The 13,840-nt window shown below is 60.0% G+C and carries 14 protein-coding genes; 9 read left to right on the forward strand and 5 right to left on the reverse strand.

Annotated elements, in window-relative coordinates:
- Positions 1–164: 164 nt before the first annotated feature.
- Both Q1V60_RS18575 and Q1V60_RS18580 read left to right on the forward strand, forming a co-directional pair.
- Positions 165–1,193: a transporter gene (locus Q1V60_RS18575; RefSeq protein WP_300633262.1), complete on the forward strand. Its 1,029-nt coding sequence runs from the start codon at positions 165–167 to the stop codon at positions 1,191–1,193.
- 204 nt (positions 1,194–1,397) lie between these two features.
- Positions 1,398–3,014, forward strand: a complete 1,617-nt coding sequence (locus tag Q1V60_RS18580) for an inorganic phosphate transporter (RefSeq protein WP_300633264.1) — start codon at positions 1,398–1,400, stop codon at positions 3,012–3,014.
- Positions 3,015–3,026: 12 nt separating this feature from the next.
- On the opposite strand, the gene Q1V60_RS18585 is transcribed toward Q1V60_RS18580, so the two are convergent.
- Complete coding sequence (locus Q1V60_RS18585; RefSeq protein ID WP_300633266.1) at positions 3,027–3,923, reverse strand: LysR family transcriptional regulator; 897 nt, start codon at positions 3,921–3,923, stop codon at positions 3,027–3,029.
- Between the two features lie 106 nt (positions 3,924–4,029).
- Here Q1V60_RS18585 and Q1V60_RS18590 point away from each other — a divergent pair, with 106 nt between their 5' ends.
- Positions 4,030–4,791 carry an SDR family oxidoreductase gene (locus tag Q1V60_RS18590; RefSeq protein ID WP_300633268.1) on the forward strand — a complete coding sequence of 254 codons (762 nt, stop codon included), beginning with the start codon at positions 4,030–4,032 and terminating at the stop codon, positions 4,789–4,791.
- A gap of 11 nt (positions 4,792–4,802) precedes the next feature.
- Here Q1V60_RS18590 and Q1V60_RS18595 read toward each other — a convergent pair whose 3' ends face one another.
- Entirely contained in the window at positions 4,803–5,240 is a 438-nt protein-coding gene (locus Q1V60_RS18595; protein WP_300633270.1) for a multidrug/biocide efflux PACE transporter, read from the reverse strand.
- Positions 5,241–5,328: 88 nt separating this feature from the next.
- Between Q1V60_RS18595 and Q1V60_RS18600 the strand changes: the two genes are divergently transcribed.
- A complete protein-coding gene (locus tag Q1V60_RS18600; RefSeq protein ID WP_300633272.1) occupies positions 5,329–6,183 on the forward strand; it encodes a LysR family transcriptional regulator in 855 nt (284 codons plus the stop codon).
- A gap of 68 nt (positions 6,184–6,251) precedes the next feature.
- A complete protein-coding gene (locus Q1V60_RS18605) occupies positions 6,252–6,746 on the forward strand; it encodes a GNAT family N-acetyltransferase (protein ID WP_300633274.1) in 495 nt (164 codons plus the stop codon).
- A gap of 140 nt (positions 6,747–6,886) precedes the next feature.
- Here the strand turns inward: Q1V60_RS18605 and Q1V60_RS18610 are convergent, their stop codons facing one another.
- Positions 6,887–7,366, reverse strand: coding sequence for a GyrI-like domain-containing protein (locus Q1V60_RS18610; RefSeq protein WP_300633276.1), 480 nt, complete (start codon positions 7,364–7,366; stop codon positions 6,887–6,889).
- Positions 7,367–7,560: 194 nt separating this feature from the next.
- Between Q1V60_RS18610 and alaC the strand changes: the two genes are divergently transcribed.
- Positions 7,561–8,772 (forward strand): alanine transaminase, encoded by a 1,212-nt coding sequence (gene alaC / locus Q1V60_RS18615; RefSeq protein WP_300633278.1) that lies wholly within the window; start codon positions 7,561–7,563, stop codon positions 8,770–8,772.
- A 338-nt stretch (positions 8,773–9,110) separates the two neighbouring features.
- Here the strand turns inward: alaC and Q1V60_RS18620 are convergent, their stop codons facing one another.
- On the reverse strand, positions 9,111–10,463 hold the full coding sequence (locus Q1V60_RS18620; protein WP_057723763.1) for a GntP family permease: 1,353 nt from the start codon (positions 10,461–10,463) through the stop codon (positions 9,111–9,113).
- Positions 10,464–10,545: 82 nt separating this feature from the next.
- Positions 10,546–11,079: a gluconokinase gene (locus Q1V60_RS18625; protein WP_300633281.1), complete on the reverse strand. Its 534-nt coding sequence runs from the start codon at positions 11,077–11,079 to the stop codon at positions 10,546–10,548.
- 212 nt (positions 11,080–11,291) lie between these two features.
- On the opposite strand from Q1V60_RS18625, the gene Q1V60_RS18630 reads away from it, so the two are divergent.
- The 3 genes from Q1V60_RS18630 to Q1V60_RS18640 all read left to right on the forward strand — a co-directional run bounded on the left by Q1V60_RS18630 (position 11,292) and on the right by Q1V60_RS18640 (position 13,838).
- The gene (locus tag Q1V60_RS18630; RefSeq protein WP_300633347.1) at positions 11,292–12,323 is read left to right on the forward strand and encodes a LacI family DNA-binding transcriptional regulator; all 1,032 of its coding nucleotides are present in this window, start codon (positions 11,292–11,294) and stop codon (positions 12,321–12,323) included.
- Positions 12,324–12,523: 200 nt separating this feature from the next.
- The gene (locus tag Q1V60_RS18635; protein ID WP_300633283.1) at positions 12,524–12,946 is read left to right on the forward strand and encodes a DUF6252 family protein; all 423 of its coding nucleotides are present in this window, start codon (positions 12,524–12,526) and stop codon (positions 12,944–12,946) included.
- Positions 12,947–13,205: 259 nt separating this feature from the next.
- Entirely contained in the window at positions 13,206–13,838 is a 633-nt protein-coding gene (locus Q1V60_RS18640; RefSeq protein WP_300633285.1) for a glutathione S-transferase family protein, read from the forward strand.
- The last annotated feature ends 2 nt before the right edge of the window (positions 13,839–13,840 follow it).

Here is a 13,840-nt window from a genome sequence, read left to right on the forward strand (position 1 = left end):
CAAACTCGACACCTGAGTTCAACCCCAAAAAACGCGCCACCTTCGGGTGGCGCGTTTTTTTATGGGCGCTCGCCAACCCGTCACATAACCGTCATAGCGCCTTGCAATGATTCGCCCATGCGAACCTGTGAAACGTCCTACAGGCGCTTTCTCTGCGAGACTCCATGAACCACAGCATCGACCACGCCCATCAGGATCCCGATCTGTTTGGGCTGCTTTACGGTTTTCGCTTTCTGCCCGGCGAAAAAGGCGAGCAGATTGACTCCGCCACCGCGCTTCAGTGCCTGCAAGAACCAGGCGACCCGCAGACATTTCTCTGGCTGCACCTGAACCTGGCTCACGCCGCCTGTGAGCGTTGGATGCAAGCGCATCTGGAATTGCCTGAAGAGTTCTTCGAAGCGTTGCACGAAGGCTCGCGCTCCACGCGCATCGAGCACGTCGATTCCGCGCTGCTGGCGGTGGTCAACGATGTGGTGTTCAACTTCAGCAGCATGGTCTCGTCGGATATTTCCACGCTGTGGGTGTGCGCGCGCAGTCGTTTGCTGATCAGTGCGCGCCTGCAACCGCTGCACTCGGTGGATAAATTGCGCTCCTCGGTGAAGGCCGGTGAACGCTTTCGCTCGCCGCTGGAACTGCTGGTGCATTTACTGCGTGATCAGGGCGAAGTGCTGACGCAGATCGTGCGCAAGACCAGCCTGAGCGTGGACCATATCGAAGACCAGTTACTGTCTTCGCGCTTGTCCACCAATCGCGCCGAACTCGGTGCCGCGCGCCGCGTACTGGTGCGTTTGCAACGCCTGCTGGCGCTGGAGCCGGGCTCGCTGTTGCGCCTGCTCAACCGGCCGCCGCCCTGGCTGCAAAAGGAAGACGTGAAGGAGTTGCGCAAATCCACCGAGGAGTTCGCGCTGATCATCAACGACCTGACGGCCCTGGGTGAACGCATCAAGTTGTTGCAGGAAGAAATCGCCGCCAACCTCAATGAGCAAAGCAACCGCACATTGTTCACCCTCACAGTGGTGACGGTGCTGGCGCTGCCGATCAATATCATTGCCGGTTTTTTTGGCATGAATGTGGGTGGGGTGCCGCTGTCCCAAGACCCGGAAGGCTTTTGGATACTGGTAGCGTTGGTGGCCACCTTCACCTTGATCGCCGGGCGCTGGGCCTTCAGAAAGCGCAAGGATCTGTTGAATTGAAATGCACTCAACCTGTGGGAGCGGGCTTGCTCGCGAAGGCGGCCTGTCAGGCGCCTCGTGAACTAGCCTCACACCGTGCGCGAGCAATCCCACGCTGACAGACCAGCGGCATACTTATGTCCGCAAACACTGACCTGCCGCAGCACCTCTGTAACATTCTGCAACGATCATGAACGACATCCTCCCCACACTGGATGCTCCGGCATGGCCACCCCTTCCCTGACTGCCTCCCCCCACACCTCATCCGCCGACCCAAAACCGCGCCTGGACACCAAGCCCGGCCTGGTGACGGTGATCATGTTCTTCGCCGTGCTCGCCATGGGCCTGCTGTTCACCGCCTACAGCCTGATGCATGACATGCACGAAATGGGCGCCCAGCTCACCACCTGGACGCCGTTCCTGCTGCTTGGCGTGGCGTTGTTGATCGCCTTGGGCTTTGAGTTCGTCAACGGCTTTCACGACACCGCCAATGCGGTGGCCACGGTGATCTACACCAACTCGCTGCCGCCGCATTTCGCGGTGGTGTGGTCGGGTTTTTTCAACTTTCTCGGCGTGCTGCTCTCCAGCGGTGCGGTAGCGTTCGGCATCATCGCCTTGTTGCCGGTGGAGCTGATTCTGCAGGTGGGTTCATCGGCCGGGTTCGCCATGATCTTCGCCCTGCTGATCGCTGCGATCCTGTGGAACCTCGGCACTTGGTGGCTGGGTTTGCCGGCGTCGTCGTCCCACACACTGATCGGCTCGATCATCGGCGTCGGCGTGGCGAATGCCTTGATGCACGGCCGCGATGGCACCAGCGGTGTGGATTGGAGCCAGGCATCCAAGATCGGTTACGCCTTGCTGCTGTCGCCGCTGATCGGCTTCGCGTTTGCCGCTTTGCTGCTGCTCGCCCTGCGCGCCTTCGTGAAGAACCGTTCGCTGTACAAAGCGCCCAAAGGCAACACCCCGCCGCCCTGGTGGATTCGCGGCATGCTGATCGTCACCTGCACCGGTGTGTCGTTCGCCCACGGCTCCAACGATGGGCAAAAAGGTATGGGCCTGATCATGCTGATCCTGGTGGGCACCCTGCCGATGGCCTACGCCTTGAACCGCACCATGCCCGCCGACCAGTCGCTGCAATTCGCAGCAGTGGCCGAGGTCACCCAGGCCGCGCTGGTGAAGACGGCACCGCAGCCGGCACCCGCTGACTCCCGTGCAACCTTGTCGACCTACGTGCGCACCAAGGAAGCCACGCCGGAACTGGTGCCCGCGCTTGCCGCCATCACCGGCCACATCGGCGCCGAAGTCAAAGGCTACGGCTCGCTTGCCGCGGTACCGGCTGAAGCGGTGGGCAACGTGCGTAACGACATGTACCTGACCAGCGAAACCATCCGCTTGATGGACAAGGGCAAGGTCGGCAATTTCGACGCCGACACCCAGGACAAACTGCAGCTGTTCAAGCAACAGATCGACAGCGCCACGCGCTTTATCCCGTTGTGGGTGAAGATCGCGGTGGCCATCGCCCTGGGGCTTGGCACCATGGTCGGCTGGAAGCGCATCGTGGTGACGGTGGGCGAAAAAATCGGCAAGACCCACCTCACGTACGCCCAGGGCGCCTCGGCCGAGACCGTGGCGATGCTGACCATTGGCGCGGCGGACATGTTCGGTTTGCCGGTGTCGACCACCCACGTGTTGTCATCGGGCGTGGCCGGGACCATGGTGGCCAACGGGGGTGGCTTGCAGATGCGCACCATCCGCAATTTGTTGATGGCCTGGATATTGACGTTGCCGGCGGCGATTGTGTTGTCGGGCAGCCTTTACTGGCTGTTCACCCAACTGTTCTGAGCCCATTGACCGTTAGAGATGCGCTTGCAGGGTGGTCGCCAGCCAGTCCATGAACACCCGCACGCGCAAGGGCAAATGCCGCTGGCCGGCGTAAAGCAACGACACGTCCAGCGGCGGCGCCGGGTAATCGGCCAGTACCGCAACCAATTCGCCACTGGCCAATAAATCGCGAATGCCCAGCCGTGGCACTTGGACGATGCCAAAGCCACCCAGGCACGCAGCCTGATACGCATCGGTGCTGTTGACAGTCACCCGCCCGGCCATCGGTAGCCGCTGCACCTTGTTGCCTTGCAGGTACTCGAACCCCGCCGAACGTGCGCCCAGCGGACGTACGTAATGCACCAATCGATGATTTGCGAGGTCCGCCAGGGTTTCGGGCCTACCATAGCGCTGCACATACCCGGCGCTCACACAGTTGACCATCGGCATGCTGCACACACGCCGCGCCACCACGCTTTGATCGGGCTGGGCGCCGACGCGCACGACGCAGTCGAAGCCTTCGGCGATCACGTCTACCTGGCGATCGGAGCTGCTGATTTGCATCTCGATCAGGGGGTGGCGCTCCATGAACGGGGGCAAGTTGGGCACAATCAACGTGCGCGCCATCACGTTGGGCATGTCCACGCGTATGCGCCCGGCCAACTGGGTTTCGTCCTGTCGAAACAGGCCCTCCAGTTCCTCCATGTGCGCCAGCAAATCCTTGCTGCGCTCATACAACACTCGGCCGTCCTGGGTCGCCTGCACCTTGCGCGTGGTGCGTTGCAACAGGCGTGCGCCGAGCAGCTCTTCCAGGGCGCGCACCTGCTCGGACACGGTGGAGCGCGGCAAGCCGAGGCTCTCACCGGCCTGGGTAAAACTCGACAGTTCGGTCACGCGCACAAAGGTACGCAGCAGCTCAAGTTTATTCATGGGATTGTTCGCCCTACCCGATCAGTGATTCCGGCACAGCGCTGTTTATCACGTTATGGGCGTACAAATACACTCAGTCCCACTGATCACCCCAGAGGACTGCACCATGACCCCACGTAAAATCGCACTGATCACCGGCGCCAGCCGCGGCCTGGGCAAAAGCGCTGCACTGCACCTTGCCGCTCAGGGCGTCGATATCATCGGCACCTATCACAGCAAGGCCGATGAGGCGCAAGCGCTCGTGGCGCAAATCGAACAACTGGGCGGCCGCGCGGCCATGTTGCAACTGGACGTGAGCCAGAGCGCGACATTCGCAGGGTTCGTCAATAAGGTTACCGACGCGCTCAAGGATGTTTTCGCACAGGATCACGTTGATTTTCTGATCAACAACGCCGGTATCGGCATTCATGCAAGCTTTGCCGAAACCACCGAAGCCCAGTTCGACCAACTGGTGGCGATCCAATTCAAGGGGCCGTTTTTTCTGACACAGAAGCTGTTGCCGTTGATTCGCGACGGCGGCCGCATTCTCAATGTGTCCAGCGGCCTGGCGCGCTTCAGCCTGCCGGGTTACGCGGCCTACGCGGCGATGAAAGGCGCGATGGAAGTGCTGACCCGCTACCAGGCCAAGGAGTTGGGCGCGCGAGGCATCAGCGTCAATATCCTCGCCCCCGGCGCGATTGAAACCGACTTCGGTGGCGGTGCGGTACGCGATAACGCCGACCTCAACGCCATGGTCGCCAACAACACCGCCCTGGGCCGCGCCGGGTTGCCCGACGACATTGGCGGGGCCATTTCGATGTTGCTGGCCGATGGCAGCAAATGGATCACCGGCCAGCGCATTGAGGCCTCAGGTGGCATGTTTCTGTAGGCAACTGGCGCTTACAGGGAAATCGGGGTTTTGCTGGTGACTTTTTCGCGTATGACGTCATAACCCCAGTGGTAGACGTAGGTGTACGGCAAGAAGAACAGCAGCACCCCGATGTCGAGGATGAAGGCTTCCAACAGGCTGATCTTCATCAATGCGGCAATCAACGGCACCGCCAGCAGGATCAAGCCCCCTTCAAACAGCAGCGCGTGCAGCACCCGCGTCCGGCCGCCGCCGGGCAGTTGCAGGCGCACTTTAAGACGGTCGAACAGGCTGTTGAATATGACGTTCCAGCTCAGCGCCAGCAAACTGATGGCAAGGGTCACCGCGCCCATTTCCAGGGCTGGTCGGCCGGTCACCCAGACCAGCAATGGCGTACAGATCAACAAGGCCAACCCTTCAAACCCCAGGGCCTGGAAAACGCGTTCAGTAATCGACTTGGTAGGGTTCATGACCCGGCTCCGTGAATGACGATGATTGCCATGATTACCCCTTGAGCCGATACTTCATAACCAGTAACCATCGATCAAGGCGATAGTAATGGCTTCCCATGAAGTGCTCCAGGCGTTTGTTCAGGCCGCTACCCAGGGTTCTTTTTCCGCGGCGGCGCGCAAGCTGGGCAAGAGCCAGTCCACCGTCAGTGCGGCGGTGGCGAGCCTGGAGATCGACCTGGACGTGGTGTTGTTTGATCGCAGCAGCCGCAAACCGACGCTGACACCGGCCGGCCAGGTGTTGTTGCAGCGTGCGGAGCAGGTACTGGAGGCCAGCAGCCGGCTGGAGTTGGCGGCGAGCCAACTGGCCCAGGGATTGGAGCCGAAGCTGAGTATCGCCATGTCCGATACTTACCAGTCCGATCGCTTCGAGACAGCCCTCAGCGCCTTTGAACAACGCTACCCGGACCTTGAGTTGGAATGCCTGGTGGCCGAATGCGAAGACCTGATCGCGCTGGTGCAAAGTGGCCGGGCGCACATCGCATTTATCGAACAGCAGCAGGTTTACCCCCCGGACCTGAGCGGCTCGCCGGTAGAAGAACGCACCGAGATCGCCTTGTTCGTCTCGCCCAAACACCCGCTGGCGAGCCTGGCCAGTCTTGATCCGCACACCCTGCAACACCATCGGGAGCTGCGCCTGGCAAGCATCATCAACCCTGACGAAAACCGCGGCGCCCAGCGCGTGTGGTCGGCGCCGAGTTACCTGATGCTGATGGAGATGGCGCAACTGGGCTTCGGCTGGGCCCCGATACCGCGCTGGTTGGTGGAGCGGTTCGGCGGCGGCCAGTTGGTCGAGCTCAAGGTGCGCGGTTGGCCGCGCTCGGTGGCGGTGGATGCGCTGTGGTCGCGACGGCAGCCGCCCGGCCCGGCGGGGAGTTGGTTGCTGAAAAAAATGCTCGAGTAATGGGTGCGGTACGCATGACGCATTCCCGATAGACTGCGCCCTTCTTTTGCAGCCGTTCGGATATTCCGATGCAAACCCGTCTTGTTTCCTACGAGGCGCTGAATGCTGTGCAACAACAGCACGTCGGCACCCTCGAAGTTCACCCTGAACAACTAGCGTTTTGCGGTGATATGTATTGCACCCTCAACACTCTGCTGGCCAAGCCAAACCCCGGCGTCAGAGGCTTTGCCTTACTCGCCGACGAAACCCCGGTCGCGTTCCTCCTGCTCAAACGCCCGCCCTGCCTGCCCCACTGGGCCAATGAACTCAGTGCGACGCTGCATGCGCTGCAGGTGGATCGGCGACAGCAGGGGCGCGGGTTCGGCAAGCTTTGCCTGCAGACGCTACCGGCTGTGGCAATCGAGACTTGGCCGCAGATCACCGCATTGGAGTTGTCGGTCGATAGCGCCAATGTGGCGGCGATAGGCTTGTATCTGGGGGCTGGCTGGGTAGATATCGGTGAGGCTTACAAGGGACGGGATGGGTACGAGCGCAGGTTGCAATGGGTGTTTGCATCGCCCTGACAGCGCCAGAATGGGACGTCTGCACAACTGAACGATGGCCAATAGACCGGCATCAGCAAAATGCCGCCCCACTCATTGGCCCATTGTCGAATTGCCCAATGAGTGGTTAGCAGGCTGGTTGAGACTGGCTTGGCGGATTTTTACGTGCGCTCTACCGGTAACCAGATTTCTACGGTCCCGGTGCCCTTCCTTCCATCAAAATCCGCACTGTAGCGCTCGAAATCCGCACCCGTTACCTTGTAGCCCGAGTCCGGGAGCCATTCGAACATGATGCGCTCATAAGTTTGCTCAAGCGCTTGCACCGGCCCGTGATGAGGGAATACGGCATAGTTGAGCGGCGGAATCTCGATGCATTGAAAATTGCTCGGCACATCGCTTTTGCTCGGGACTTCAACGCCGGCGATGTAGTCGAATTCGCCGTGGTGCGGATTATGGCAAACGCCGTAGGTCACGCCACCTACGCGTTTCTTGATGTCTTTGATACAGCTGTCGAACAATTCCCACAGCCGGGGAATATCCCCCACGGTGGCCTTCGAATAACGCCCTTGGACGCCTGCGATCACCAACGCCTTGCCGGCTTCCATGCGTGGTTCCAACGGTTGTCTTGTCTGCTGATCCATACGAACAGTCTCCTTCTTATGAGGGAACAAACCCGCATCGAGTATAGGGGCATATCCGCGCCGTGCTCCATGTAGAAATTTTTCCTACGTATCTGGACAACTGGCCATCACCGACCGTATTGTCTGCCCGCAGGCCACCGCAGTGGCCGACGTCGCTCGGACGGTTCCGGGCGCTTACGTACCTCGAGGCAACAATGGCAGACCAAGGTTCGCCGCGCCGCTTTGCGCGCATAGATCGACTCCCCCCCTACGTGTTCAATATCACTGCCGAGCTGAAGATGGCTGCGCGTCGGCGCGGCGAAGACATCATCGACTTGAGCATGGGTAACCCCGACGGTGCCACGCCACCGCACATCGTGGAAAAAATGATCACCGTCGCCCAGCGTGAAGACACCCACGGCTATTCCACTTCCAAAGGCATTCCGCGCCTGCGCCGGGCGATTTCGCGGTGGTACAAAGACCGTTATGAGGTGGATATCGACCCCGAGTCGGAAGCCATTGTCACCATCGGTTCCAAGGAGGGCTTGGCGCACCTGATGCTGGCCACCCTGGACCAGGGCGACACCGTACTGGTGCCCAACCCCAGCTACCCGATTCACATTTATGGTGCCGTGATTGCCGGCGCCCAGGTGCGCTCGGTGCCGCTGATTCCTGGCGTGGACTTCTTCGCCGAGCTGGAACGGGCGATTCGCGGTTCGATCCCCAAACCGAAGATGATGATCCTCGGCTTCCCGTCCAACCCCACCGCGCAGTGCGTGGAGCTGGATTTCTTCGAACGTGTGATCGCCCTGGCCAAGCAGTACGACGTGCTGGTGGTGCATGACCTGGCCTACGCCGACATCGTCTACGACGGCTGGAAAGCCCCGTCGATCATGCAAGTGCCCGGCGCCAAGGATATTGCGGTGGAGTTTTTCACCCTGTCCAAGAGCTACAACATGGCCGGCTGGCGCATCGGCTTCATGGTGGGCAACCCGGAACTGGTCAACGCGCTGGCGCGGATTAAGAGCTACCACGACTACGGCACCTTCACCCCGCTGCAGGTAGCGGCGATTGCTGCGCTGGAAGGCGATCAACAGTGCGTGAAAGACATCGCCGAGCAGTATCGCCAGCGCCGTAACGTGCTGGTCAAGGGCCTGCATGAACTGGGCTGGATGGTGGAAAATCCGAAGGCGTCAATGTATGTCTGGGCCAAGATTCCCGAGCAGTATGCCGCCATGGGTTCGCTGGAGTTTGCCAAGAAACTGCTGCTGGAGGCGAAGGTGTGTGTGTCGCCGGGGATCGGGTTTGGTGAGTATGGGGATGATCACGTGCGCTTTGCGCTGATCGAGAACCAGGACCGGATTCGCCAGGCCGTGCGGGGGATTCGCGGGATGTTCAGGGCCGATGGGCAGGTCACGAAGGCCTGATCCAATCCACCTGACTAAATGCGATCAAACAATGTAGGAGCGGGCTTGCTCGCGAAGGCGGTGGATCAGTCAGCAACCTATTGACTGATACACCGCCTTCGCGGGCAAGCCCTAATGCCAGTCAGTTAAGGAGGAGCGCTTTACCGTGGCGAGGGAGCGTGCTCCCACTGGACTGCGCAGCAGTCCCATTTTCTGGGGTCGCTTCGCGGCCCAGCGGGAGCAAGCTCCCTCGCCACAGGCCGACGGTTGCCTGCTCTAGCGCTTAACTGACTGGCATTGGGGCAAGCCCGCTCCCACATTTGGATTGGGTTTTTACCCCTGGCTGCGCGGTGTGTCTGTCAGACCACCAACGACAGCAACATGATGAAGATCAGCGCCACCACCGACAGAATGGTCTCCATCGCCGTCCAGGTCTTGAACGTCTCCGCCACGGTCATGTTGAAGTACTGCTTGACCAGCCAGAACCCCGCATCGTTGACGTGAGACAGGATCAACGAACCTGCCCCCGTCGCCAACACCAGCAGCTCGCGGTTAACGCCCGGAATCATGCCCACCACCGGCACCACGATGCCCGCGCCGGTAATGGTCGCCACCGTTGCGGAACCTGTGGCAATCCGAATCACCGCCGCCACCAGCCACGCCAGCAGGATCGGGTTGATCTGCGCGTTCACCGCCATGTGGCCGATCACGTCACCCACGCCGCTGGTCACCAGCATCTGCTTGAAGCCGCCACCGGCACCAATGATCAGGATGATCGCGGCGGTCGGCGCAAGGCTGGCGTCGAGCAGTTTGAGGATCTGCTTGGAATGGATGCCCTGGCGATGGCCGAAGGTGTACAGCGACAGCAACAACGCCAGCAACAGCGCGGTGATCGGGTGACCGATCATGTCCATCCAGTTGCGCACCACGTTGCCTTCGGCAAAGGCGATGTCGGCGAAGGTCTTGAGCAGCATCAGGAACACCGGCAGCAGCACGGTGACCAGAGTGATGGCGAAGCTTGGCAGTGATTTGTTATCGGTTTCGCGGGCCAGTTGGTCCACCAGCTCCTGGGACGGGTTGCCCGGAATGTACTTGGCGATGAACGTACCGAAAATCGGGCCAGCGATGATGGCGGTCGGCAGCGCAACGATCAGGCCATACAGAATGGTCTTGCCGATATCCGCGCCAAACACGCCGATGGCCAGCAGCGGGCCAGGGTGCGGTGGTACCAGGCCGTGTACCGCCGACAAGCCGGCCAGCAGCGGAATACCGATCTTGATCAGCGACACACCCGTGCGCCGCGCGACGATAAATACCAGCGGGATCAGCAGCACAAAACCAATCTCGAAGAACAGCGGGATGCCCACCAGGAACGCGGCGAACATCATGGCCCATTGGACCTTTTCCTTGCCGAAGGCGCGGATCAACGTTTGTGCGATCTGATCGGCGCCGCCGGATTCGGCCATCATCTTGCCGAGCATCGTGCCCAGCGCGAGGATGATGCCGACAAAGCCGAGCACCCCGCCGAAACCGTCCTGGAAGGCCTTGATGATCTTGTCCACGGGCATGCCCGAGGTCAGGCCGAGGAAGCCGGCCGCGATGATCAGTGCAATGAACGGGTGCACCTTGAACTTGGTGATCAGAACGATCAACCCGATGATAGTGACGACTGCGTCCAGCAGCAGGTACGACTCGTGGGACATGCCAAACATGGGGGTCTCTCCTGTTTGTTGTTGTTATTAAAGCGGGTGTTGAACTTCCTGCCGGGGATAGCGCTATCTTTGCGGCAAGAAATTAATGAGTGGGTTCAAAGCCGTGCTTGAGCCACCAGACGTTGGTCTGCTCGGCCAGCTCCTCGACGCTGTCTTCGCTGGCGTTGAGGGCCAGGGTCAGCGGCTCGCCCTTGGGCGATTCCAGGGTGGCGAACTGGCTGTCTATGAGGCTTGCCGGCATGAAGTGGCCGGGGCGATGAGACACGCGGTCGGCCGCCACTTCACGGGTCAGCTCCAGGAACACAAAGCCCAGCCCCGGCGCGGCTTCGCGCAGGTGGTCGCGGTATTTCTTTTTCAGCGCGGAGCAGGTCAGCACCGGGTGCTCACCGGCCTTGAGCGAACGGCGCAGTTCATCGCAGAGGATGTCGAGCCAGCCGGCGCGGTCGTCGTCGTTGAGGGGGTGGCCGGCGCTCATCTTTTCGATGTTCGCGGCGGGGTGAAAGCTGTCGCCTTCAATGGCGGTGGCGCCGTTCAGGCGGCACAGGGCCTCGCTGACGCTGGTCTTGCCACAGCCGGCAACACCCATGATGACCAGGGCAGTAACAGGTTGACTCATAAACACCTCAGGACGCAGATAGCGCTACCTTTGCACAGCATAAGGCTAGTGCAAAAACAGGCTTTTCCCGCGCCGACTTGTCTTTTTTTATGGAGTGACGCGTGCATCCGCTCCAACGTTTTGAACAGGATCAGGCAACCCTTTGTTCAAGCATTTGCAGCCCTTTGGAGACAGCGCTACCTTAGTGCCTCGATTTTTGTTTGGCAAGCCGCCTGATGACCTCCAAGAACGATAAAAATACCCGCACTACCGGTCGCCCCACGTTGAGTGAAGTCGCCCGTCTGGCGGGCGTCAGCCCTATTACCGCGTCCCGCGCCTTGCGCGGTATCAGCACCGTAGCCACCGAACTGGTGGAAAAAGTGCAGCACGCCGCCGCCGAACTCAGCTACGTGGTCAACCCCGCCGCCCGGGCCCTGGCATCGGCCCAGAGCCATTCGGTGGTGGTATTGGTACCGTCCTTATCCAACCTGCTGTTTATCGAAACGTTGGAAGCCATCCACCAAGTGCTGCGGCCCAAGGGCTTTGAAGTGCTGATCGGCAACTTCCACTATTCCCGCGACGAAGAAGAAAACCTGCTGCGCAATTACATGGCTTACCAGCCGCGGGGCTTGCTGCTGACCGGGTTTGACCGCACCGAAAGTGCGCGACGGATGGTCGAGGCCAGCCATGTGCCTTGCGTATACATGATGGACCTGGACCCCAACGCGGGCGTCAACTGCGTTGGTTTTTCGCAACTGGCTGCCGGTGAAACAGCAGCGGCGCATCTGCTCGCCCGCGGGCGCAGGCGCCTGGCCTATATCGGCGCACAGTTGGACCAACGCACTTTACTGCGTGGTGAGGGCTTCCGCCGCGCCTTGCAACAAGCGGGCATGTACGACCCGGCGCTGGAATTGCTGACCCCGCGCCCTTCTTCCGTGGGCCTGGGTGGCGAACTGTTCCTGCAATTGCTCGCAGCCCATCCGGATGTAGACGCCATTTTCTTTGGCAACGACGACCTGGCCCAGGGCGCACTGCTCGAAGCCATGCGCCACGGCATCAAAGTGCCGGGGCGCGTGGCGGTACTGGGCTTCAACGACCTGCCCGCCTCGTCGTTCATGGTGCCGCGCCTGAGCAGCATCAGCACGCCACGCGAAGCCATAGGCCGGCGTGCGGCAGAGCACTTGTTGACGATCATGGCGGGTAACAAGATCGCCAAGCCGGTGGTGGATATGGGGTTTGAGTTGCAGGTGCGCGAGAGTACGTAGGACGGGTGCAGGAAGCGGCTGACATCACGGCAAGCGCCTTTGCTCCGCTACCTACGCTTAGGTCTTTACACGTTCATCGAACGCGCAATCCAACCCGCTATACCTGTCAACTTTGACAGTAGGCAAGTGTATGACGATGTCCTATAAGTGAGTGGTTGGCCGCATTATCTTTCATCAATGCCACTAAAAAGGAACTCGTTATGCACGCATCAAAAGGGAAAACTACATTTGCCGATGGTGCAGTGAGCTGCACACTATCATTTACCAATCCATTCACTTCAACTAGCGTGAACTTCTTCGAAGCAAATGCTACCAGCTACGGCATCATGGCGTTTGATGCAGATGCACGTGGACATAACGTGGTTATCTATCTGGATAAAGATATTATTCCAGGCACTTATAAGTTCAGCCCCAGCTCAACAGTGTCCGCTTCCTACTGCCACAACCATGGAACGTTCGGATGGACTTACCATGCCGATAAAGGAACACTCAAGCTGACCAGCGTTGATTTCGACAAGAATCAGGTAGACGGAACATTCGAATTCACCTCAACCGTTACTCCCGATGGGCAGCCCGTAGTGGCCACGGAAGGCGTCTTCACGCTCACCGGATCAAATGCCTAAGGTGGTAGTGTCTAAGTCCTTCGCTTCATGCGGCAAAAGCCGTCAGAAGAAAGGACCGTTCTATTCGTGAACGAAGAGTTGCACCATATCCCAATAAATGCAGTACACAGACTTATAACCCATGAGCCTTTATCCATATTAAGGTGGCAGTTGCCGTGAGCGGACAATTGCCGCCTTTTTTGCCGGCTACACCACCTCGCCATTGTCGCCAAACGTCTGTTAAATTGCTCCCTGCCATTCACGAGCGCAGGGAAGCACCATGGGACATTCGCTGAAAATTTTGGGTCGCGCATCCTCCATCAACGTGCGCAAAGTACTCTGGACCTGCCAGGAACTGGGCATCGACTACGTGCGCGAGGACTGGGGCATCGGCTTCAAGCCCACCCAATCTGCCGAGTTTCTTGCCCTGAACCCCAACGCCCAAGTGCCGGTGCTGATCGACGACCACGGCGTGCTGTGGGAGTCCAACACCATCTGCCGCTACCTCGTCGGCCTCTATCAACGCACTGACCTGCTGCCCCTCGAGCCCGCGCCACGGGCCCGCGTCGAACAATGGATTGACTGGCAAGCGGTCGAACTCAACCGGGCCTGGGGCGACGCGTTCACAGCGCTGGTGCGTAACAACCCCGACGGCCTGGACGCGACACAAATTGCCGCCGCCGTGCAGGTGTGGAATGACAAGATGGGCATTCTCGAACAACAGCTGGCCAGGACCGGTGCCTACGTAACGGGGGATGAATTCACCCTCGCCGATATCCTGATCGGCCTCTCGGTGCACCGCTGGCAAATAACCCCCATGGAGCGCCCGCCCTACCCTGCCATCGCAGCGTATTATCAGCGGCTCGGCCGGCATGCAGGTTTCAAGACCTTCGCACTCGACGGCCATAATTAAAC

This window comes from Pseudomonas sp. (genome assembly GCF_030147005.1).
Classification (GTDB): Bacteria; Pseudomonadota; Gammaproteobacteria; order Pseudomonadales; family Pseudomonadaceae; genus Aquipseudomonas.